This is a genomic window from Vibrio sp. Y51_MX_L26 (genome assembly GCF_024181935.1).
Lineage (GTDB): Bacteria > Pseudomonadota > Gammaproteobacteria > Enterobacterales > Vibrionaceae > Vibrio > Vibrio diabolicus.
In genome coordinates this window covers 413,345-436,001 of record NZ_JAMZAS010000001.1, presented here as the reverse complement: position 1 = coordinate 436,001, position 22,657 = coordinate 413,345, and the positions used below count along the sequence as shown (strand labels likewise).

17 protein-coding genes and 1 tRNA gene are annotated in these 22,657 nt (G+C 42.4%); 7 read left to right on the top strand and 11 right to left on the bottom strand.

Translation table 11 applies throughout. The features are described from left to right. Nucleotides 1–3: 3 nt before the first annotated feature. From rbsC to rbsD, 3 genes are read right to left on the bottom strand one after another with little or no spacing between them, the layout of a single operon-like run. Nucleotides 4–987, bottom strand: coding sequence for a ribose ABC transporter permease (gene rbsC, locus NL645_RS01845; RefSeq protein WP_006741011.1), 984 nt, complete (start codon nucleotides 985–987; stop codon nucleotides 4–6). Next, complete coding sequence (rbsA, locus tag NL645_RS01840; protein WP_253651067.1) at nucleotides 984–2,489, bottom strand: ribose ABC transporter ATP-binding protein RbsA; 1,506 nt, start codon at nucleotides 2,487–2,489, stop codon at nucleotides 984–986. The genes rbsC and rbsA overlap by 4 nt, the downstream gene beginning before the upstream one ends. Nucleotides 2,490–2,512: 23 nt before the next feature. Further along, nucleotides 2,513–2,932 (bottom strand): D-ribose pyranase, encoded by a 420-nt coding sequence (gene rbsD, locus NL645_RS01835; protein ID WP_005397153.1) that lies wholly within the window; start codon nucleotides 2,930–2,932, stop codon nucleotides 2,513–2,515. A gap of 472 nt (nucleotides 2,933–3,404) precedes the next feature. Here rbsD and NL645_RS01830 point away from each other — a divergent pair, with 472 nt between their 5' ends. Continuing rightward, on the top strand, nucleotides 3,405–5,771 hold the full coding sequence (locus NL645_RS01830; protein ID WP_046875980.1) for an EAL domain-containing protein: 2,367 nt from the start codon (nucleotides 3,405–3,407) through the stop codon (nucleotides 5,769–5,771). 137 nt (nucleotides 5,772–5,908) lie between these two features. Here NL645_RS01830 and NL645_RS01825 read toward each other — a convergent pair whose 3' ends face one another. Next, nucleotides 5,909–6,484: a DUF1629 domain-containing protein gene (locus NL645_RS01825; protein ID WP_046875979.1), complete on the bottom strand. Its 576-nt coding sequence runs from the start codon at nucleotides 6,482–6,484 to the stop codon at nucleotides 5,909–5,911. Nucleotides 6,485–7,489: 1,005 nt separating this feature from the next. Here NL645_RS01825 and NL645_RS01820 point away from each other — a divergent pair. The 3 genes from NL645_RS01820 to NL645_RS01810 all read left to right on the top strand — a co-directional run bounded on the left by NL645_RS01820 (nucleotide 7,490) and on the right by NL645_RS01810 (nucleotide 9,335). Beyond that, a complete protein-coding gene (locus NL645_RS01820; protein WP_006741014.1) occupies nucleotides 7,490–8,131 on the top strand; it encodes a murein L,D-transpeptidase catalytic domain family protein in 642 nt (213 codons plus the stop codon). Nucleotides 8,132–8,466: 335 nt separating this feature from the next. Then, on the top strand, nucleotides 8,467–8,925 hold the full coding sequence (locus NL645_RS01815; protein WP_046875978.1) for a hypothetical protein: 459 nt from the start codon (nucleotides 8,467–8,469) through the stop codon (nucleotides 8,923–8,925). Nucleotides 8,926–9,011: 86 nt separating this feature from the next. Continuing rightward, nucleotides 9,012–9,335: a hypothetical protein gene (locus NL645_RS01810; RefSeq protein ID WP_005397141.1), complete on the top strand. Its 324-nt coding sequence runs from the start codon at nucleotides 9,012–9,014 to the stop codon at nucleotides 9,333–9,335. Nucleotides 9,336–9,460: 125 nt separating this feature from the next. On the opposite strand, the gene NL645_RS01805 is transcribed toward NL645_RS01810, so the two are convergent. Next, entirely contained in the window at nucleotides 9,461–10,141 is a 681-nt protein-coding gene (locus tag NL645_RS01805) for a DedA family protein (protein WP_164665540.1), read from the bottom strand. A gap of 575 nt (nucleotides 10,142–10,716) precedes the next feature. Further along, nucleotides 10,717–11,235, bottom strand: coding sequence for a DUF4136 domain-containing protein (locus tag NL645_RS01800; protein ID WP_053807830.1), 519 nt, complete (start codon nucleotides 11,233–11,235; stop codon nucleotides 10,717–10,719). A gap of 371 nt (nucleotides 11,236–11,606) precedes the next feature. On the opposite strand from NL645_RS01800, the gene NL645_RS01795 reads away from it, so the two are divergent. Continuing rightward, nucleotides 11,607–11,681, top strand: a tRNA-Gly gene (locus tag NL645_RS01795). Between the two features lie 17 nt (nucleotides 11,682–11,698). On the opposite strand, the gene NL645_RS01790 is transcribed toward NL645_RS01795, so the two are convergent. Further along, nucleotides 11,699–12,556, bottom strand: a complete 858-nt coding sequence (locus NL645_RS01790; RefSeq protein ID WP_243327922.1) for a sterol desaturase family protein — start codon at nucleotides 12,554–12,556, stop codon at nucleotides 11,699–11,701. A 7-nt stretch (nucleotides 12,557–12,563) separates the two neighbouring features. Then, nucleotides 12,564–13,574: a DUF2804 domain-containing protein gene (locus NL645_RS01785; RefSeq protein WP_253651066.1), complete on the bottom strand. Its 1,011-nt coding sequence runs from the start codon at nucleotides 13,572–13,574 to the stop codon at nucleotides 12,564–12,566. A gap of 302 nt (nucleotides 13,575–13,876) precedes the next feature. Here NL645_RS01785 and gdhA point away from each other — a divergent pair, with 302 nt between their 5' ends. Further along, nucleotides 13,877–15,229, top strand: coding sequence for an NADP-specific glutamate dehydrogenase (gene gdhA, locus NL645_RS01780; protein ID WP_164665539.1), 1,353 nt, complete (start codon nucleotides 13,877–13,879; stop codon nucleotides 15,227–15,229). A gap of 75 nt (nucleotides 15,230–15,304) precedes the next feature. Here gdhA and NL645_RS01775 read toward each other — a convergent pair whose 3' ends face one another. The 3 genes from NL645_RS01775 to NL645_RS01765 form a co-directional block, all read right to left on the bottom strand. Next, nucleotides 15,305–15,772, bottom strand: a complete 468-nt coding sequence (locus NL645_RS01775) for an OsmC family protein (RefSeq protein WP_253651065.1) — start codon at nucleotides 15,770–15,772, stop codon at nucleotides 15,305–15,307. A gap of 98 nt (nucleotides 15,773–15,870) precedes the next feature. Further along, a complete protein-coding gene (locus NL645_RS01770; RefSeq protein ID WP_253651064.1) occupies nucleotides 15,871–18,228 on the bottom strand; it encodes an ATP-binding protein in 2,358 nt (785 codons plus the stop codon). Next, the gene (locus NL645_RS01765) at nucleotides 18,221–19,189 is read right to left on the bottom strand and encodes a cytochrome-c peroxidase (protein WP_253651416.1); all 969 of its coding nucleotides are present in this window, start codon (nucleotides 19,187–19,189) and stop codon (nucleotides 18,221–18,223) included. Before NL645_RS01765 ends, NL645_RS01770 begins: the two co-directional genes overlap by 8 nt. Nucleotides 19,190–19,909: 720 nt before the next feature. Between NL645_RS01765 and NL645_RS01760 the strand changes: the two genes are divergently transcribed. Further along, nucleotides 19,910–22,558, top strand: coding sequence for an EAL domain-containing protein (locus tag NL645_RS01760; RefSeq protein WP_085344439.1), 2,649 nt, complete (start codon nucleotides 19,910–19,912; stop codon nucleotides 22,556–22,558). The last annotated feature ends 99 nt before the right edge of the window (nucleotides 22,559–22,657 follow it).

The following is a 22,657-nucleotide window of genomic DNA, read 5'->3' as shown; positions in this document are numbered from 1 at the left end:
GGATTATTTGTTTTTGTTGTCTACCAGTACTGCGAGCAAGATAACCACTGCTTTGGCAATCATTTGGTAGTATGAGGAAACGTCTAGTAGGTTAAGAGCGTTGTTTAAGAAACCGATGATCAGCGCACCAATTAGCGTACCCATGATACGGCCTTTACCGCCCATCAAGCTGGTACCGCCAAGAACAACCGCTGCGATAGCGTCTAGCTCGTAGCCCATACCCGCTGTTGGCTGCGCCGAAGACAGGCGAGAAGTCACGATGATGCCTGCAAGCGCTGCCAGCATACCGCAGATTGCGTACACACCAATCTTCACTCGGTCTACATTGATACCAGATAGACGAGTCGCTGATTCGTTGCCACCTAGTGCATAAACGTAGCGACCAAAGCGAGTGTGGTTAAGTAGGTACCAAGCCGCAGCGAATACAACTACCATCAACCAAACAGGTACTGGAATACCTAGCGCGTAGCCGGTACCAAACCATGCAAACGCATCAGCTGTGTCAGTAAAACCTGTCGAGATTGGACGACCTTCGGTATACACCATAGTCACACCGCGTAGTAACGTCATGGTAACCAGCGTAGCGATAAAAGCCTGTACTTTGCCCTTCGCAATGATGATGCCGCTAATTGCACCTAACGCTGCACCTGCGACTAAAGCAGTCGGAACCGCCACCAGCACCGGGACTTCAAGCGCAATCATGCTTGCCGCAAAGGCACCGCATAACGCCAGTACGGAACCAACACTCAAGTCGATGCCTGCGGTTAAAATAACCAGTGTCATACCTACCGCGATAATGGCATTCACTGAGGTTTGACGAAGAATGTTGAGAATGTTGTCGACCGTAAAGAAGTTCGGGTTCAAAAATGACACAACAACAATCAAAAAAATCAGTGCTATCAGTGATTTTTGCTCAATCAACCACTCTTTTGTGAACAACTTCTTGTTGCTAGCTTCGGTTGGTTTGCTCATGGTATTAGTACTCATGCTGCTTCCTCATTGATCTTTTTGCCTACGGCACAGGCGAGTAATTTTTCTTGATCGGCGTCTTTCGCATCGAATTCGCCAGTAATACGACCTTCATGCATAACCAGAATGCGGTCACTCATACCGAGCACTTCTGGCATCTCGGAAGACACCAAGATGATGCTCATGCCTTCGGCTTTGAACTTGTTGATGAGTTGATAAATTTCTTTTTTCGCACCGACATCGACGCCACGTGTTGGCTCATCGAGAATCAGAACTTTAGGTTTGGTCATTAACCCTTTCGCGATCGCCACTTTTTGCTGGTTACCGCCGGATAAGTTACCAATGATTTGGTTGCGCGTAGGGGTTTTGATATTAAATAGCTTGATAAAATCTTCCACGGCAATCACTTCGTCGCTATGTTGGATTTGGAAGCCTTTAGTCAAATGATTGAGAGAACAAAGTGACATATTCTCCTTAACCGAGAGACCTAACACCAAGCCATCGCCTTTGCGATCTTCAGAGATGTAAGCGATGCCATTTGCTAAGCCATCTTGTGGGCTAACCGGGTTAATGGTTTTGTTATCAAGGTTGATAACACCATGCTCACTTGGCAACGCGCCATAAATTACTTTCATCAGTTCGGTGCGGCCTGCCCCCATCAAACCAGAAATACCCAAAATCTCACCGCGTTTCAGCGTGAAGCTCACATCGTGAACGCCAGATCCGGTCAGGCCAATCACTTCAAGGCAAGTTTCGCCATGTTGTACATCAATACGTGGGTATTGCTCTTCTAACTTACGACCAACCATCATTTCGATCAGGCCGTCTTCATCAGTGTCGGGCACCTTGCACTCACCGATAAATTTACCGTCACGAAGCACCGTAATATCGTCACAGATTTCAAAGATTTCTTTAAGACGGTGTGAGATATAAACAATGCCGCAGCCCTGCTCTCGAAGCTCGTTGATCACTTTAAATAGTGACTCCGTCTCGGTATCAGTCAGCGCGTCAGTTGGCTCATCCATAATGATGACTTTCGATTCAAACGAAAGCGCTTTCGCGATCTCCACCATTTGCTGTTCACCTAGGCTCAAATCACCAAGCAACGTTTTCGATGAGTGCTTTACGTTAAGGCGTTGAAGCAACTTGTCTGCTTCTTCATACATCTTGCTCCACTGAATACGCCCCATCGTGCCGGTAAATTCACGACCTAGATAGATGTTTTCAGCAATCGTTAGTTCAGGGATCAAGTTCAATTCTTGGTGAATGATGCTGATGCCCGCTTCCTGAGAGTCACGCGGCCCTTTAAACGCGGCAGGTTGGCCTTGATATTGGATGCTACCCGCATCCATGTGATAGATGCCAGTCAGCACCTTCATCAATGTTGACTTGCCTGCTCCATTTTCTCCCATGAGCGCCATGACACGGCCTGGGTAAACATTCAGGCTCGCTTTGTCCAGTGCTTTCACGCCCGGGAACGCTTTCTCAATGTCGCTCAGTTGTAGAATGGCTTGAGTCATAATCTGTCCTCAATATCTCTGGCTTAAAAAACCACGCCCGCTTGAAAGATAACGTTCGCGTATGGCGAGCATTCGCCAGTTCGAACGACAGCGCGGCTTTGTGCCGTGCGTGCTTTAAATGCTTCATGTGACACGTAGCTGATCTCGATAGATTTACCCGTTTCTTCGCTCTCTTTGCTCAGTTCGTTAAGCAATGCTTGATGCAAAACTGGGCTTACATCAGAAAACTCTTCCGCAATAATGACCCCTTCGATTTGCGACTCAGATAGAATCACGCGAACAGTATCAAGAAAACTTGGTACGCCATGCGTTAGCGCCAAATCAATTCGCTGTACATGCTCAGGGATTGGCAGGCCAGCGTCACATATCGTGATCTCATCGGTGTGGCCTAGCGTCGCCACCAAGTAAGAAATATCTGAGTTAATTAGGGTACTTTTTTTCATCTCATCGACCTTTCGGTTACACGTTCATACAACCATGAGCGCCTGTTTTAAAGTGTTTTCGTTATTAACAGAAAACTCATCGAAACGTTTCGATGAAATAATAATTCGTAGTGGTAATTTGACCAGAGTGAGATCGATAAGGTGTGAGAATGATCCGTAATTAACGGGTCATCGAATAGTAAAAAGGTACATGAGTCACACTTTATCATCGAAACGTTTCGATGATTGGCTTAATCTACACTTGAAGTGAGGTTTTTAAAGACAGTTGAAAAAGAGATACGTCCCATTACTGAGAAACACTCTAGTTAATGAGATGGAAACCTTACACATCATCACAGTTCTTGGATGGTTGTCTGATTTTGGAGAACGCTCACCTTACAATCTGGTTACAATTTGCAAAACACATCATCCGTTCAGTACCTTATATGGTATGCGACGTTTGTAGGGACACAAACGGAAACTAAAAGCCATAATGAAGTTAAGCAATCGAGTCATCTTGCTTGTCGCGCCAGTGATCTTATTAAGCGCGCTGGTATCAAGTTATATTATTTACAGCATTCAAAAAGTAACGCTCATCAAGCGAGAAGACAGCTATATCCAATTGCAAATGGAAAAGCTCGCAGGGCAGTTCCGACAAGCCAACATATTCCTCAATAGTTATGCATACACATTAAGCAAAAGTGATGTATTGCAAGACTACTTGGTGAATCATAACAATCCGTATCGTGAGCGCGTGTTATTTAACCGACTCGATGAAACCGCAAATGTGTTAAGCCATGGCTATACAGGCGATGCAAGCATGGCGATTCTCGACGGGAAACAAAACCTTCTTTATTACACAGAAAATAAATACTACGAATCATCAGGTGTAGTCGACCCTAAGGTATTGGATTACATCTCGCGAAGCTTTAGTACGAGAGAAGCGTTTAACCATACTGGCTTTATTTACAATTCCAGCGGGCAAAGTATTCTTCTGCAATACGAACTCATCGACAAACGAACAGGGACACAACCTCTAAGTTTTGATCCGCAAAATGTCTTTTTCGTGGTGGTATCGGTATCGCTCGAAGCCTTCAATGAGATCAAGCACGAAATCGAGTTCGACACGCATAGCGTGATAACTTTTGCCGACAAGCCTATTTATCTCGATATTCCTCTCGCTCAGACGATTGAACTATTGCCACACTTTTATGCGGTACTCTCCCCCGCTGAATATTTGATGTGGAATAAAGTCGATAAAGTGTGGCTAGAACTGGCCCTTTCCTTTGGTGTGGCGGCGTTTTGTACCATCACCTTAATTGTTTTGGTTTTGTATCGTTATGTATTACACCCCGTTTCTCGCCTCGATAAACAGCTACAAGAGCTGGAAACAAATCAACGCGGCAACATTGAAAAGCTAGAAACAAACGATGAAATAGGACGCTTATCCTCACGCTTTTTTGATATGTATGAAGAGCTCAACGTCATATATAAGAAGACAAAACGCCTGGCTGAAACGGATCACCTAACGCAACTCGCTAATCGCCATCGTTTCCATGAACTTGCAACTCGTGAACTCATCTCCCCTTCGCGGCATTTGTGGGTCATTTATGTCGATCTCGATAACTTTAAGTACGTTAATGACAAATACGGGCATGAACTGGGAGACAACTTATTAAAGGTGTTTTCATCACACATCAAAAATGCCTGTCAAAAATTCTCGCACGACTACGATAGTCCCTGTTTTGCAGCAAGATTGTCTGGTGACGAATTTGCTATTTTATTGAGCTCAAATCAGGATGCACAACGCCTACCTGACTTGCTGGCCTCAGAGTTGCTAAAGCCGATTAGCAATCTCAGTCCATCTTGGAGTAATTCATTCCCCGTGACTGCGAGCGTAGGTATCGCTCAGTACCCTCAAGACGGTACAGACGTCGCGAAATTACTCTCCAGTGCCGATGCGGCAATGTATCAAGCCAAACGAGCCGGGAAAAACCAGTACGCTTATTACTCAGCTGCTCTCAATGTTGAGTCTCAAAGACGCAGTCAGCTTGAGCGAGCGCTCAGAAAAAGCAACGTGGAAGAAGAGTTCCATCTCGTTTTTCAACCCTATATGAATAATCGGGACAACGAGATTGAAGGACTAGAGGTATTATTGCGCTGGGAAGCGGAAGGCATTGGTCCCGTGCCTCCGAAAGAGTTTATCCCAATCGCGGAACAGGCGGGCTTATTTGATAAAATTGATCGCTGGGTTTTCGCCAACGCTACAGCGGAATATCACCAATTAAGAAATATTTTTGGCAAAGACATTGTCCTTTCGATCAACCTCTCTTCAGCAGAGCTTAACTCCATCGAAATGGCGAATTATATTCATGACCAAGCAAGCAAAAACGGTGTGAAACCAGAATGTATTGAATTAGAAATAACAGAAACCTTTGCCGCAGAACAACAAGGTACAGCATTACTTGATGAGCTGTCGAAGCGTGGCTATCGTCTCGCCATTGATGACTTTGGCTCTGGCTATACATCGCTGACTCAACTTGTCCAATATCCAGTTCAAAAGATCAAATTTGACCGAGAGTTCCTCGTTACATTGATGAAAACCAACAACGGTCATGTGATCAAACCCATCATCGATCTATGCCACGCTCAAAATAAAACGGTCACCGCAGAAGGTATTGAGCACAATGTGATGCATGAATGGTTATCGTCCTACCGCTGTGACTATATGCAAGGCTATTTATTTGGTAAGCCAATGAGTAAGGAACAACTGAATTTGTGGTGGCAATCCGCAAATGACGATAGCCGCTTCGATGGTTCCATAGTAGGTTCAATTACTGTTCAAGGGACATCTTATTAAAGATTAAGTACAGAAGCCATGTATGTGGCTGCTGTACTTGGTCACGTGTGATTCATAAAGAGAACAAAAAATCTAGCTCTTACTATCACACACCTATAGATATAATACAGTTGCATAAAATTACCGTTTATCTACTCTTAAACAAACACCTCTTTGAAATCCAATCCAGTCAAATTTAGTTCTTTGACTCTATCGTACAATCCACCTTTTTTGTCCGTGCAAAACGTTCTGAGTCCCGCACCTTTTACTCTGAATAAGCCAGCTTCATTAATGGCTTCTCTATTCAAAACGAGTTTCTTAAACGGCCTAGTACGACTCGGTTTCCCATTACGAAGGTTATACTTGGTAGCAGAGCTATCAATAGCATCGATTTGAGTAATAATATTTAATGCTCGCCAAGGCTGTCCTTTTAGACTCAATGGCAAGAATTCGACATTCTCGCTTAACGCACCAAGCTTATCAGCAATGGCAGCTGGCACAGCGAAAGTAACCGCTCCCCAAGCAGCAACATCAGGCCTAGGTAATGTGTTTTCACCTTCAACATCTAACCATTCAATATCAATACTTCTCCAACTGTCTTTAACAGATTCTCCATACAGCTGGATAGGTTCGTTTGTGGTTACTTGAAGGGACATTTCCAATGCAGATTCTTGCAAGATTGCAAAATCATGCGCATTGGGTGTGACAATAAACACTTTGTTAAATGCTGTCATAACCATCCTTAAACAGGTTGAATAGCTTCTCTTAATGGGAACTCTCCACCCTCAAGATTTTCGCCTACTTAGCTAAATATATCAATTATGCTTGGCATGTTAATGTCACTGCATTATCAGGTATGACAAAATAGGTTTAAAGATCAAAATTAAAAACTCGATACTCAGCTAAGAAAGGGGATTTTTCTCTATGAATCAAACATAAGGTCCAACATAAAAAATCACTCTTAGATTCAACAAGATAAAAATTGATACAAGTTCGTACGTTAATTTTTGGCATTATTATTTTTCGATGAAAGCTCTCAGTTATTTAAATATTTAATCAAAACGATAGAATTAATTTCTGGTAAGTTTAGTTCAGACTTTTATGTATTTAATTGAAAACATGAGGAAATAAGTAAAAGCTGACAAAACTTACTTTTGTACTGCTAATCACCGGCTTAGATGATTCGTGTAGAAGCTCATTTGTCGGCTCCACTTAGACTTAGCTTTATCACTTGTGAACAGGAAATGCCCTTCTTCTCGGTATTTCTCTACCTTTCTTATCCATCTTGTTGTTTACCCACTCACTTAAAATGCACTAACACACATAACGAGTTGACGTTACGATTTGTTACGAGTCAAATCACAAATCTAAACGCAGGCTGAATAGACGCACAAAAGACAAACACATTGAAATAAAAAGAGTTTCTAATCTAGAAAAAATAAAACGTCGTTTTTATAAATTCGCCATCTCACAAATATCCTTAAACACAGTTTTATTAATTACGCATATCAGATATTATTTATGCCGAAGTTTATCGAAACAATCGATTAACTTCATAATTTATTTGAGTTTCAAACAGTTAGTTTTTAACTTGAAAACTTATCGTTAACCCAATATTAAGTACCTAAGCGTACAATAAGAAACATTGGGAATAGAATTATATTGATGTGCATGTTGTTTTAACGAATGCATGAAGCAATCGGTAAATTTGTAACACCATAGAGTTTTATTTAGCCAAGATGAAAAAGTTAATTTTATTATTTATATGGACATTTCTGTCTGCCTCTCCTTTTGCCTTTGCAAAACAAGCAGATAACGAAGTCAAAAGTCACATACCACAGAATCAAATTGAACAAGTGTTCAAACAAGCAAAGTTAGATGGCGTAGTAGACTTTAAATTGTTTCGTGACGCTTATATCGCGTACCAAAAAACACCTGATAGAAAGAAATCAGTACTAACCATCATCGACTATAGTAAACCATCGACTGAAAAGCGCTTTTATGTGGTTGATTTAGATAAAAAGAAGCTTATCTACAATACTTATGTTTCTCACGGTGTGAACAGTGGAAAGAAAACAGCGACGCAGTTTTCAAATGTGGTGAACTCGCGTAAAACATCACTGGGTACGTTTTTGACTGACACCACCTACTACGGCTCAAATGGCTATTCACTTCGACTAGATGGTCTAAGCTCAGGGTTGAACGATAAAGCTCGCGAGCGTTATATCGTTGTGCACGGTGCCGACTATGCTAACCCTTCTTTTATCAAGAAGAATGGTTACCTTGGGCGCAGTTGGGGTTGCCCTGCACTGCCAAAGAAGTTGTCTCGTGAGATCATTGACACCATAAAAGGCGGCAGTGTTATTTACGCAAGCGCATAACACGGGTGCAAATCATGTGGGGAAGAATGCTCTATTTCTTCCCCAACAAATAATCGGATTGACTCAAGCTTCCAGGCCTCATGACTCTCTTTCTTTACCTATTTTTCCAGTTTTCGCTTGCTTCAACGCTAAAATTATTTAGGTATTAGCTTATACCTAAATAACATCAGAAAACTCTGTTCATCCCTCTTCCATCTCGTTAGTATACGCTGAGTTGGTCAGACACCGATTTTCATTGTTATCATAGTGTCACTAAGATTCCGTAGCCATAGTGATAGTCTATGACGTTATATGTTTAGGGTTACTTCTTGCGTTATCTACACCGTATATTATTGATGCTTTCATTGTCCCTATTTTCAGGGTTCATCGCTGCCTCATATGCGCATACGTATCACCACACTAAACATTACACCTCAGAACGCTTGCTTAAACTTGCGCAACAAGACGATTTTGAACTAGCACACAGCGAATTCCATACATTTGCCTCTCCAAGTTCTTGGGGCTCAGAAGGTTATTATCTGCACATAAAGCGCGAGTTGTTAGCGCTGGTTTCCTGCCGTCGAACATCCGCCACTGATGGTGTTTTATCATCAGATTTTACTCCTGATTATTTTTTACTTGTTGCTTTCTCTTCCCCGCCACTATTGGAATTGGCAAAACAAGCATCTCGCTTACCTCTTGATGGTTATAGCGGGCTGATGAGTAAACGCTCTCTCTATCGCCTCTCAGGAAGAAAAGAAGCCAATTTGATGTACGTCTTTACTCATGGTCGCAACGCCTTCCCTGTTGTTTAACTTTTTATGACATACAGAGAACACGGAAATGTAACGATGAGAACCAATACGCTCATTGTTACTAGAACCAATTTGAGGTCCATATAATGACAAAATTCGCTACGACTATCGCACTAGCATTACTATTTGCAACGGGCTCTGCCTTCGCTAACACAGAAGCAAAGCCAGAAGAAATGAGCAATGAGACTCTGCTAGAGTGTGCCAACGTTTCTAATGCACGTATTGCGATTCCAGAACACAGAGCGATGTTCAGACACTACCTAATGTCTGAAAGAAACTATAGTTTCAGCCAGTTATCTTCTGCTGAGCTTGAATTTAAAGCAGCAGATAAGAATGAATCCGAAGTAGAAAATATCTACAAGTCTCAGTGTAAAGAGGTTGGCGAGTACCTATATAGCATTGGCTATTAAACTCGAAACCCTAACGACACTCATAAAGAAAGGCGCATACATTGCGCCTTTCTTTTTACTGATAAAAACCAGCCGATTAGATGTCTAATCTGTATACAAGCTTAAAAGTGCAAATCAAAGTAAACTTACTGAGAAAACTCTGACACATCCTTGGATTTACAGAACGCTCGACGTGCTTTAACAAACAAGAAACTAAGCACCCCAATCACAAGAGTAATTATTGGGGCCGCCATTAATAGCATTGTGATCGCTTTGCTCATATTCTCTGGTAGCAAAGGAAGCAATAAACCAAAACCGCATAATATCAGCGTCCATAAAATCGCACTCAACCACGCAAAGTAATGGAATTTACTAATACGTTTCACTCGCAACCCCATCATTAATGGCAATAGGGAACGAACAACCGGAATAAACCGCGCACAAAAAAGCGCAATCAATCCATGTTTACTGAGTAATACGTCGACCTGTTCCAAACGCTTTTGAGGAACCGCGCTCACCCAGCCTTGGACCTTAGGTAAGCGATTTAGCCACTTGCCTTGTAAGTAAGCCGCCCAACTTCCCAATCCCGCACTAACAGCTATCACCAACATGATCATTATTGGATCAAGGACACCAACCGCCGCCAGCGTACCGGATAATACGACGACACTGTCGCATGGGAATGGCGCAGCAGGAATAAAACCACTTTCCAAAAAGATAAGCGCAGCAACAACAAAATAAACCAATCCTGCTCCGCCTGGCGCCATTAACGCCGTAAAATCTTGATGCCAAAAGGCACTCAAGACCTGAATTATCGAATCAAACATAAACCGCTCCTAAGCATAACTAACCAAAAATTGTAAAAACATGGAATGTGTTAGCGAGCATGTATAAAGCGGTATATGAGATTCGATTCTTTCCTCGCACCGATTCTGTATTTAGAATGAGTAAAAATACTTTCAACACAACGACCTAAAGCCTCATTGCCGATGCGTTTTAGCAGCCCCATCGAGTGAATTGCCGAACGATGTGTCCACCAAACTACAGCAAGCGTTTCAAACCATTCGAGTTCTACATCGTCGTTCGAGCTCGTTTCCTTAGAATGGCTAACCCTCAATATATTCCGGCTGTTTAAACTCGGATAGTCTTGTTGTATTGGAGAGGCAGGGTGTTCTGAAAAGAGCTTCGACTTAGCGTCAACAGCAATATTCTGGTTATGAAAGGAAAGAAAATTTGGGTATGAGTGCGCCATACTCATGCTCGGAGCCAACAAGCAGAAAAGTAGTCCGAGTAAAGCAATCAGAGTCGTACGCACAAAGGTAACCAAAACCAAAATAATAAGTTCTTTTAACCCTGTGCGTAACGATTGGCAATTAGTATTCTTAATCGTTAAGAATACTAATTATTTTTCACCGTAAGGGTAGTTTTCAAACATTTTCGCAATTTCTTCTTCAATCAGAGACTCTCTTTTCTCAGAGCTCATAGACTCAGATAGTTTCCTACTTGAAACACCTTTCCACACAACCTGATTAGCCTTTGCATCAACAAGCTCTACCACCAGTTTGCCATACTTACGTTCTTTGTATCGTTCCGGGCTTGAAGTGATCACGCCAAAGCTATTCCAACCATAACCGAAACTCACCGAAGACCCAGAAGAGACAAGCTCGGACTCTTCGACGATATCATGATGAACGTAAAGGTCCCCACCACTATTCACTTTAATTAAGCCCTTGTCTTCAAGCTGTTCAGCCAATCCTTGTTCAATACGTCGACCATCAATACTCGTAGGGGCTTCTGCTTGGGCACCGAAATCAAACGTTCTGTAAGCTGAAAAATCGGCTTGCTTATCAACATCCGTCGTTACGGTTGTACAAGCAGACACGAGCATCATCACCGTCCCTAATATCAAACCTTTCCACATGTTAAATCTCCTTTGGTTAAGCTGACTGTTTCAGCGGAATTACGCTAGTGCTATACATACGCTTCAGCAGTAAAAAGTAATCATTTCAATATCTAGTCTTGACCATGAAACGTGACTGTTCAATAAACGCAATTAACCTTTACACTGACAATCTTGAATATCATCAATACCTAAACGCTAGTAGACAGTGTGTTTGCCCCTAATTAGCAGCCATCGATTTTAGAAGCGGAATCTCTGACCCTCCTGAAAAACAGAGACAATGAACACTTTAACACCAAGACGCTACTTTTTTAGGCGTCTGACAAACAATTGATGAGAAAAGACTTTTCTTTTTCGTTCAGTGTGGCATATTAACTGCGTCCTATCGATGCGCGGGCATCGTATAATGGCTATTACCTCAGCCTTCCAAGCTGATGATGCGGGTTCGATTCCCGCTGCCCGCTCCAATCTCTTTTATCTCAATCTACTCAAAAGAATCCGATGGCGGAGCAAATAGACAGCGCCAACGTTGTTTCCACGTTAAATTTGGTCGTGTTACGTCATAAAACATATCTTTCCATTCTGCAAACGTCACACGAATGGGATTAAAGCTGTTTACCGGTTTAGAAATTCCATACCTAACGGTTTCCACTTCTGGTTCAAACGTTCCAAACATCCGATCCCAGATAATCAACACTCCCGCGTAATTTTTGTCGATGTACTGACGGTTTATACCATGATGAACACGATGATGAGATGGCGTATTAAATACCCACTCTAGCGGTCCAAGCGAGCGAATTGATTGAGTATGAACAAAAAACTGTAAGCCCAGATTAAACAGCACAACGAAGACGACCCACTTGGGATCAAAGCCAATAATCACCAAAGGCAACCAGAAAATCCACATTCCCGCTAACGGATACATCAAGCTTTGACGAAACGCGGTGCTGAAATTCATTCTCTCCGAGCTGTGATGGACCACGTGCGCAGCCCACATCCAACGAATACGGTGGCTAGCCCGATGAAACCAGTAATAGAAAAAGTCTTGCAGAACGACAAGTAACAAAAACGCTGAAACGCTCATTTCGATATCAAACAATCGCCAATCAAACCACCACAAATATAACTGAGCAATCAGTAAACCCGTGAGTATGTCTGTCGCTTGGTGTAAGCCCGCAAGCACAAAATTACATACAACTTCCGGAATATAATACGTCGCGCTTTCAGGCAAATGTCCCCTTCGTTGTCCAAACCAGTACTCTGCAACCATACATAAAAAGAAAACAGGCGCCAAAATCATCAGAAGTAATTCAGGGCGTTCCATCAACTGTGTCCAATCCATTGTGTTTCTACCATTTTGCATAGTGATCTTCAGTAAGACCTATGACTTCTTCTAACTGATGTTTGATACCATTCCCATCAACGATGTAGCCAGAGAAATAGCCGATATATTGACGAAAATTGCTTTTGAGAAACCAAAAGTTCTTCTTTTCTGAACGTCGATTTAAAGGCGTGAATACTAGGTCAATCCGTTTATCTTCCGACATGATATGCCATCTTTGACCTTCATCATTTCGTGAAAATTGAAACTGAACAGGCTGTAAAAAATGCCGTTCACCATTAATCCAGAATATATTTTCACAGTAGCCCGTTTCATTGACACCCGCAGCTAAGTTCACCCCCAACCTTCTGCCGCTTTCAAAGCAATTAATACTCGCCCACCGCCAGCTTGTCTCCCGTCGCATGTACCCAGCGGAAAAGTCGTAACCAGCAGCCACTTCTGAGAGATCTTGTTCCTTTCCTAATATGAATAAATTGCCATCTACCGTTAACGCATTATGTTTCTGCGTATAAGTCCAACCCGCATAACCGGTTGGCGTACACAACATTAATGGCAAACTCATACTTTCTGGACGTAAGTAGAGATCAGCATTGACAGACTTTGTCACAAAGTGGACGTGCCAAATACCATTCTGAATAGAAAACTGAATACTTTTGTCAGCAAGATGGGCATGACTAGACCAACTGGAAGGCTGAGTTTGATAATCAATATTAAAAGGCTTTAACCACTGCTGCTCCACTAACTCATTATTTTGAATGTCAAACAGATAGCAAAAACCAGATGCTAAATACCTAATATCCGCAATCGCAACCCCAATCACGTAGTTAGGTGTGACCAAATTAACGAACTGAAACTGCTTATAGTCACAGTAACGGCGCCACTTAGACGCTGGCTTATCCATCTCATCAAGGTAGGTAAACTTATCTAACTGTAAAGATGTGGGAATCCCATCAAGATGGCCAAACACTGGTAGACCGTTTTGCTGAATAAACGAGTCCAGAGTCTTAAGCTCATGCATATTTTTATCTTTTTCGAGTCAACACGCTCAAATGTTAACACCGAGTTAACAAAAACAGTTTGCGTGACAGCACAACAATATCGACTAATTTGGCTTCTGCTCGCTATATGTGAAACCGATCACTCAACCATCCAATCATGTCACTCACTTAATCTTCCTCATCAATACGACCAGAAGTTGGAAATTGAGCGTTCTCATCCGCAGGAAAGACCATTATAGCCATTGAGAATTGGTCAAAATCACTATTTAATGGGAATAAATTCATATAAACTGATTGCTTATTCATATCAAGGAAGAGATCTATGTCACACATACACGATACTATTGTTGCGTTGCAACACAGTAGCCCGGCTCAAAAAGAGTTTTACCAAGCCGTAGAAGAAGTATTAACTTCTCTCGCTCCAGTCATAGAAAGCAATAATAAATATAAAGAACAAGCGATTATCCAAAGAATCGTAGAACCAGAACGTCAAATCATGTTTCGAGTTCCTTGGGTCGATGACGCAGGGAATGTGCAAATAAACAAAGGCTACCGCGTCGAGTTTAACTCCGCGTTAGGTCCATACAAAGGCGGACTGAGGTTCCATCATTCAGTGAACGCGAGCATCATAAAGTTCCTCGGCTTTGAACAGATTTTTAAAAACGCGCTTACTGGCCTTCCAATTGGTGGCGGAAAAGGCGGTTCAAATTTCGATCCTAAAGGAAAATCTGACGGTGAAATCATGCGATTTTGCCAATCATTTATGAACGAGTTATACCGCCACATTGGTCCTGTTACAGATGTTCCTGCTGGCGATATCGGCGTCGGTGCGCGTGAAATTGGTTATATGTTTGGTCAATATAAGCGATTGACGGGCCGCTACGAAGGGGTACTTACAGGCAAGAGCCTTCTTTGGGGGGGCTCACTTGTTAGAAAAGAAGCAACGGGATACGGAACCGTATATTTTGCGGAATGCATGCTCAATGACCGTAATGATTCACTAAAAGGCAAAACTTGCCTCGTTTCTGGCGCAGGTAACGTCGCTATCTATGCAATTGAAAAGCTATACCACATGGGAGCAACCCCAGTAACATGCAGCGATTCTCGAGGCACGATTTATCATGAGCACGGTATTGATCTGCAGCTCCTCAAGCAACTTAAAGAAGTGAAAAGAGCAAGTTTAGAAGAGTATTTAGACACTTACCCTGAAGCAGAGTATACGCCGTTGGGTGACTATCCTAATGAAGGGCATGCTGTATGGCGATATCAAGCTGACGCCGCATTCCCTTGCGCGACCCAAAATGAACTGACGTCAAACGATGCTCTTGCTCTTATCGATAATGGGTGTGTTTTGATTAGTGAAGGAGCAAACATGCCAACCACTCGTGATGCGGCCAATATCATCGTGGATTCCGAAATGGCTTATGGGCCAGCGAAAGCAGCCAATGCAGGCGGCGTTGCAACCAGTCAGCTTGAAATGGCACAAAATGCCAGCATGCAAAACTGGACCTTTGAGCAAGTCGATAGCCAGTTACAGACCATCATGAAAAACATCTTTATTAATGCAAACGAAACCAGTCGAGAGTTTGGTCAGCCTGGTAATTTAGTTTTAGGCGCAAACATTGCCGGCTTTAGAAGAGTCGCTGATGCGATGATCGAGCAAGGCATCGTTTAGTTCACAATAGCCAGCAGCCGGACTGCTGGCTTAACGCTATTCGGCGATACACTGTGCTTTGAAGAAGAGCTTCATTTAATCCACAATAAGCGTCGTCACTTCAGTTTTAACCGAATTGGCGATAAAACAATTCTCATGAGCCATGTGGTGCATTTTTTCTAATTGAGATCGTGTCGGTTTATCATCACCAGCAAATGTTATTTTAGGGTTTAGTGTTACCTTAGACACCCATTCTTTCCCATTTTCACCTTTTGTCAGCTCTCCTACTGCTTCATCTAGATAGCGATCCACAACGTAACGTCGTTTCGCCGCAATAGAGAGAAAAACAAGCATGTGACAACTGGAAAGTGCCGCAACAAATGCTTCTTCCGGATCAACATTTTCTTCTACAGACAGTGGCAACGGCACTACGTGTGGAGATGGTGACGCAGGGACTTGCAACCCTCCATCAAACTTCCAAATGTGCGCCCGACTATACTGGTTATCACTGAATACTTCGTCAGCTTCGCGATGCCATTCGATTAAAGCGGAATGCTTACTCATTCTAACTCCCTGATTTTCTCATTGACGAATCAACACATCCATTCACGTCATAGTAAACCATAACGAAACAAGGTAAGGAACGCATGAACTCAGAGAGGTTACAAAATTTGTTGAGGATCGACGTTTTTTTTCTGTATGTCATCCAGAAGTCGATTAGCCTGATGGATGTTAACTTGTAATCGGTTGATTAGCATCTGTAACCGCTCAATTTCAGGAGTTTGCTTCGCTTTGAGCGTGTTTTCTAGCGCCTCCGTTTGTCCAGCTAAAATCGGCAAACCAAGGTTCAATGCCATACCTTTTGTTTTATGCAACGTGTCTTCTAGAGACGCGAAATCTTCAGCCATAAAATAATCAATAAGTTCATCAACCGATGATTCAAAATCGACAATAATACTTTTTAGTAGCTCATCTATCGCTTCCGGCGCTTCTTGCAAAGAAATGAGCATCTCTGAACTGGATAACTCTTCTTCTGTCAGCCGTAGCTTCTCTATTGGCTTGCGCTGCAACTGGAGAACGTTGTTGTCATTCGTTAATGGTAAATTCTCTTTTGGTTCGAGCCTCGCAGCAAACTGTTTAAGAGCGTCCGAAAAGCTCTCTTGCTGTAGCGGTTTTGTAAGCACATGATCCGCTCCGGCTTCAATAAAGCTATCATGCGCCTCACGAAATACATCTGCCGTATACGCAAAGAGTAATGTTTTGATACCTAACTCTTGTCGAATCACACGCGTCGCTTCAACACCATTCATCTCAGGCATGTGATTGTCCATCAAAATCAGGTCATATTCGTTATCTCTCGCCTTTTTAACCGCCACCAATCCGTTTTCAGCAACATCCACTTCATGTCCCAACTTTTCGCAAAACCCTTTCGCCACAATGGCGTTCACTCGGTTATCTTCAGCAAGCAATATCTGCAAATTGTGTGTTTTCTTGCGCGTTTTTGGTGGCTCTTGTGCCTTTGGAAGTTCGCATTCAACCCAAGGAATGGGCAGTTCGACGATGAATTGACTTCCGACGTCCTCCACACTTTTCAATGTAATCTTGCCATCCATCAAGCCAGTTAATTTTTTAACTATTGCCAAACCAAGCCCTGTGCCTCCAAATTTTCGGGTAGTTGAAGAATCGGCTTGCTCAAACGAGTTGAAAACATGTTCTTGCTTATCTAGCGCGATACCAATACCAGTATCACTCACAATCATCACCAAGCAATGATTTACCTTATCAAGTTCCGTTCTGATTAACACATGCCCTTCACTGGTAAACTTCACCGCGTTGCCAGCAAGATTAAACAAAATCTGTCGTAAACGTGCGCAGTCTCCGGTAAATTCAACGTATTCAGGCACTTCATTTTCCACGATCAATTCGATATTTTTTTCATCGATGAGCGGTTTTATTGCGCTACACACAGGAGAAATGACTTGGTCTAAATTGAACTTAGCCTGCTCAAATTCCAGTTTGTTTTCTTCAACTTTGGAGAAATCCAAAATATCGTTGAGAATCGTCATCAAGTGTTGGCCAGAATCAAGAATGACTTTCACGTACTCTTTAGTCGTCGGCTCTTTGGTTTCCTCTGCAATCATTTGAGAAAGACCTAATACACCATTCATCGGCGTTCTTAATTCGTGACTCATTGCGGCGAGAAAACTTGATTTGGCTTTTGCCGCTCGCTCGGCTTTATTTCGCGCCTCCTCGATTTCGAGGTTCAATTGTTTCAAGTTGTACATTCGATATTGCGATTGATACAAGAATGCACTGACTAACAACATCACGGCAATAAAAACAAACAACCAAGTAAAACGCGCTTCACTTTGGGCAATATTGAGCAGCCGATGCTCCGCATCCTCAATAAAAACAAAGTATCCATGATCAAGCAGTTCATTCGTGAGTAGTTCTATCCTTTTATCGCTCGCTTGAAGCCGATCTAAGAAATTGGCTTCACTTTCACTCTCAACTGCGTTTTGTGTCAAAAGCAGTTGGTTGAGAAACTCAAAATAGTGATGCCCACTCAACGTCTTTCCGGTATCGGTAGAAATATCTTGCTGATATAAGTTGAATAGCATTAATAACGCGTATTGATTCTCTACCTGAACGCCAATCAACATATCGAGCTTCAGCGTTGTATCAAGCACACGATTTTTGAATAGGTTGAGCGTATCCTCAACTTTTTTATGATTGGGCGTCACAGGGAACCAAACTGACTCCCTTGATGAATTTAGCAAGTTCTCAGCTGCGACTTCTATATCCACTAAAGATGTCGTCAGTTCATAATTCTTCCTATCTTCAACCGCATATCGATTCACTATAACATCGCGCTCTTCAATCAACTTGTGCCCAATATCCGTCAACTCCGCGTGGAATTCTTGTGCACTTTTTGAATTCACATGTGACATGTACGCCAATACACAACACGTCAGCATGGCAATAAAAAAGCAGATATTAACCAGTTTGAATTTACTCATTTTCCAACACCTCTAAAATCACGGGTCTGGGTGCGGTCAAGGACTGTAAGAACGCTTCAATATCAGCGACACTTTCATCGCTCATCGTAATACCGAGCTGCGTTTTCGCCATAATCTGTATCGCCTCGGATAACTGGTCAACTCGTCCGTTATGAAAATAAGGACTTGTTAGGGCGACATTACGTAAACTGGCGACTCTAAAATAGAATTGTTCTTCACTTTCCGTCGTAATCAGGTGACGTCCCGAATCCTCTACTACTGGCTTATCTTTGAAATAGGCGAACCTTTGTATCATCGCTCCGCCAATATTTTTGCCCTGATGACACTGTACGCAACCTGAAGACTGAAATGTTTTCCACCCCCTAATTTGCTGCTCACTGAGGACATGGGTGTAACCCAGTAAGTAGGCATCGAATGGTGCACCTGGAGTTTGGAGCCCTTCGACAAACTCCACAATGGCGGACTTGATATTATGAATATTAATCGGTAGCTCACCATCACGGCTAAATAGCGCTTGATAACGTTCGCTTCCTTTCACGTACTGCTCTATTGTTTGCCAGTTTGAGTCCATTTCTATTGGATTGTGGATTGGCCCATCAATCTGAGCCATCAAGGTGTTTTCGGTACCATCCCATAAAAAACGATAATTTAACGCTGCATTAAACACTGTGATGGAATTTCGAGTTCCATCACCTTTCACCCCTGTAGAGACAGGTGTATTTTCAGCGCCATTGGTTTGCAAGTTGTGGCACGTCGCACAACTGACGCTACCGTTTGAAGATAGCTGAGGATCACGAAAGAGATGCCAGCCAATTCTCGCCAGCTTAATATCTACGACGGGGTCGCCTTCTATCGGCTGAACTAACGAAATATCACCTAGCATCTTAGCATTTCTTGCGATTGTTGCTTGGCTCAAAATGAGTGTCACAACAACTAATGTGATTATGCTGAATTGCCTCATCAACTGCATACCTTACACTTGCCATTAGTATGAAGTTAGTTGCATTTTTAGGTTTTTTCCATTAATGGAAAACGGTTACCAGAGCTGCACGTGGAGGGACTTTTATTTAAAGCTCAGATAAGGAGCAAATGACGAAGGCGAGTAACGAAGAATTGACTCGCTTCGTGGAGTTATGTGTGCATATTGAATTCTAGATTTAGCTTATAGAAGCCAGCAACCTTTGAACCCAAGTAATCTCACCATAGGAGATGAGATCGAAGATAGTAAAGAAAATGGCACAGATAATGGCCAGTTTGACCAAGCGTTGAACAATAAACATCATAATTACCCATCATTTTTTCGCAGTTTACTATTACAAAAGAAGTTTAGATACAGAAGAAAAGCACTAGTTACACTAATAGACTGTTTTATAAAAAGATTTATACCTTTACTAGCTGCACGATTAAACCGTAATTTGAATGCGCGGTACGTTATTGAGCATTTTAATTGCAAACACGAAAATCTAGTAATTAGAGCAAACGTTTCACTTACCATATCAGCTCAGAAAATCCTTCATTTTATCTCTATAATTTGAATCTATATCAACAATTTCTGTTAGAACATGTCGTACACTTTCAGTGAATTAACATCTATAACTATTTTTTAATGAAAACACTTCGCTTGTTTAACTTGAATCTTCGCTATAAAACCGCCTTATACTTTTCATTAGGACTGCTGGGCATGGTCATCAGCTTCCTTTTTATTAGCCGTTATTTTTTCCTGTATAGCTTAGATGAGCTCGAAGACATGGAAATTAACCATGCGAATCAGCAAGCACTCGCTGTCATCGACATGATGGTGAGCCAGCAAGAAAGCGCCTCATACGACTGGGCGTACTGGGACGAAACGTACGATCTGTTTGTTGATCGTGATATTGCGAAATATACCGAGCGAAACCTTTACACAGAGAGCATTGATGCGTTAAACCTCGATATGATGGCGTTTATCACGACTAATGGGCAAACCCTGCTCTCCTTAACTCGTGAGGATAACCCCGACACTTCTTCAGAACTCACCGCTAAAATGGCGAATCAACCTACTCTTCAAGATTACATCAAGTCCATGAATCACAAGCTTGATATCCATAGAGAGAGCATCTCAGGGTTGTTTAAAATCAACGATACTATTTGGGGTCTTAGCCTCAGCCCAGTTAGAAATAGTGAAGGCGACCGCCCTTCTAACGGATGGATGCTTTGGGGAAGAAACCTATCTTTGCGCTTTCCTGGAGACTTTAAATCCATTTTAACTGCGGAAAACTCATTAGAGACGCAGATGGTAAGTGGATCAGACAGTAGTGAGATGCGGGATATAGAGAAGACCTCGCGGTCAATAACAAAATGGGCCTCACTCTCTGATTTATCTGGTGAACCAATCGCATGGCTAAAAACGAAAACACAGCGAGAGCATTATGCGAAAGGTAATACGCTATTCATGTACCTGTTTGCAACGGTTGGCGTTGTGGCATCAATCATCGCTGCGGGTACCTACATCACGTTTAAAAATAAGGTCGCCACTCGCTTTAATCATTTTGCTGAAGGAATAAGCGAAATCGCCTCTCAATACCAGCTTGAAGGCTTGCATTCTGTAAAAGTAGACGAATTAGAGTTAGCGACAAAACTGGTACAAAAGCTCTCTGAAAATACATCGTTAACCCAACTGCAATTGAAAGACTCGATGGAAAAGTTTGGTGCTCTGTACCATAGCTCCTCACTAGGCATGCTAATTGTTATCGATCGTAAAATAGTCGATGTCAACCAACGAGCGTTAGATCTGTTGAGCTACAGCAAATCGCAATTGATAGATCGTCCTCTAGACACCTTGTGCCCATCGGAGGACGATGAATGTCGAGTTGACGCAATGTTCAGAGAGCTGAAAAACGGTAAAACACAATTCGAAGCGCAAGTGCTCGATAGCAATACCGAAGAAATCGACTGTTTGATAGAAGCCACGCTCATTCAACATCATGGTCAGAGTGCACTGATGTTGTTGCTTCAGGATATGAGAGAGACAAAACAGCAAGCAGAAATGATCCAAAAACTCACCGACTTTGATCCGGTATCCGGTTTCTGTAATCGTCCTGTCATTCTCAATGCACTGCACGAGCTCGTAGAGACACGGCCAAACCATTTTTCGTTTGTGTACATTAACAGTAAAACTCTCAAGCAAATTGCAGGGGTATACGGTCACCTCATTTTTGATGAAGTGATTCAATACATCGCATCCGCAATACGTGAGCAATTAGGGGCATTCCAAATAGGCCGAATTAGTGAGCATGAATTTATCGTTTTGATTCCAGATATCGAGCACCACCAAAAAGCGATAGATGCTACCAATCGATTACTGAATCATTTGTCACATAAGGTCCAGCTCTCTGGGATCATGATGTCATTAGACAGTAAAGCGGTGATGATGGACCTAAACATTACTCACCAATCTGTCGAGCATTTGCTGCTTGCAGCACGTTTCTCATCACAATCCGCTAAGGGTCGTCACTCTCACGAAGTATTAGTCATTGATGAAGAACTATCAGAGCAAGCGGAAACGTCTATGGTGATCAATCGCGATTTAGAAAATGCCATTAGACAAGATGCGATTAAACCTTTTTTCCAGCCTATCGTGGATGCTAAAACCACTGAAGTCATTAGCTTTGAAGCACTTGCTCGTTGGCAACATCCAACATTAGGGATGATTTCACCAGAAGTATTTATTCCGATGGCAGAACAAGGAAAACTTATCGTCGAATTGGGAGAGTCCATTCTCAAACAATCGTGCGAATTTATCAGTCGGCTCAATGGAGTTCGTCATGCGCAAGGTCTGTCGATGTTAAGCGTGCATGTGAACTTAAGCGCGCAGCACTTTTATCATTCAGGACTGATGCCCTACCTAAAAAAAGTGATGGCTCAATACAACCTCTCTGCGGGCCAGCTTGTGCTTGAAATTACCGAAAGTATGTTGATGGGCGGAGAAATAGAATCAATCCAAAGCATTCAAGACATCAAGCGACTTGGTGTTGGACTCGCTTTGGATGATTTTGGAACTGGATACGCATCATTCAGTAGTGTATGTAATTTTCCATTAGATATTGTGAAGCTGGATAAATCTTATATTGACGAGATTGAAACCAATGACAGAGCGAAAACACTGGTAAGAAACATTGCTAACATGTCTCAAGAGTTAGGCTTAACTATTGTCGCCGAAGGTGTTGAAACCGCGAGCCAAGTACGCAAGCTTAAAGTTTGGAATATTGATGAGTTGCAAGGGTTTTACTTCCACAAACCGATGCCTGCCGAGCAAGCACTCGTTCAATTTTCTCGCCACGTAAACAGTTAGTCTCTCTCCTCTAAGACACATTAGGAAGGCAAAGTGATTACTGTCACTTTGCCTTTTTGTTGAACCTTTTCACACCAGACGCTCCACGATTAGTGACTA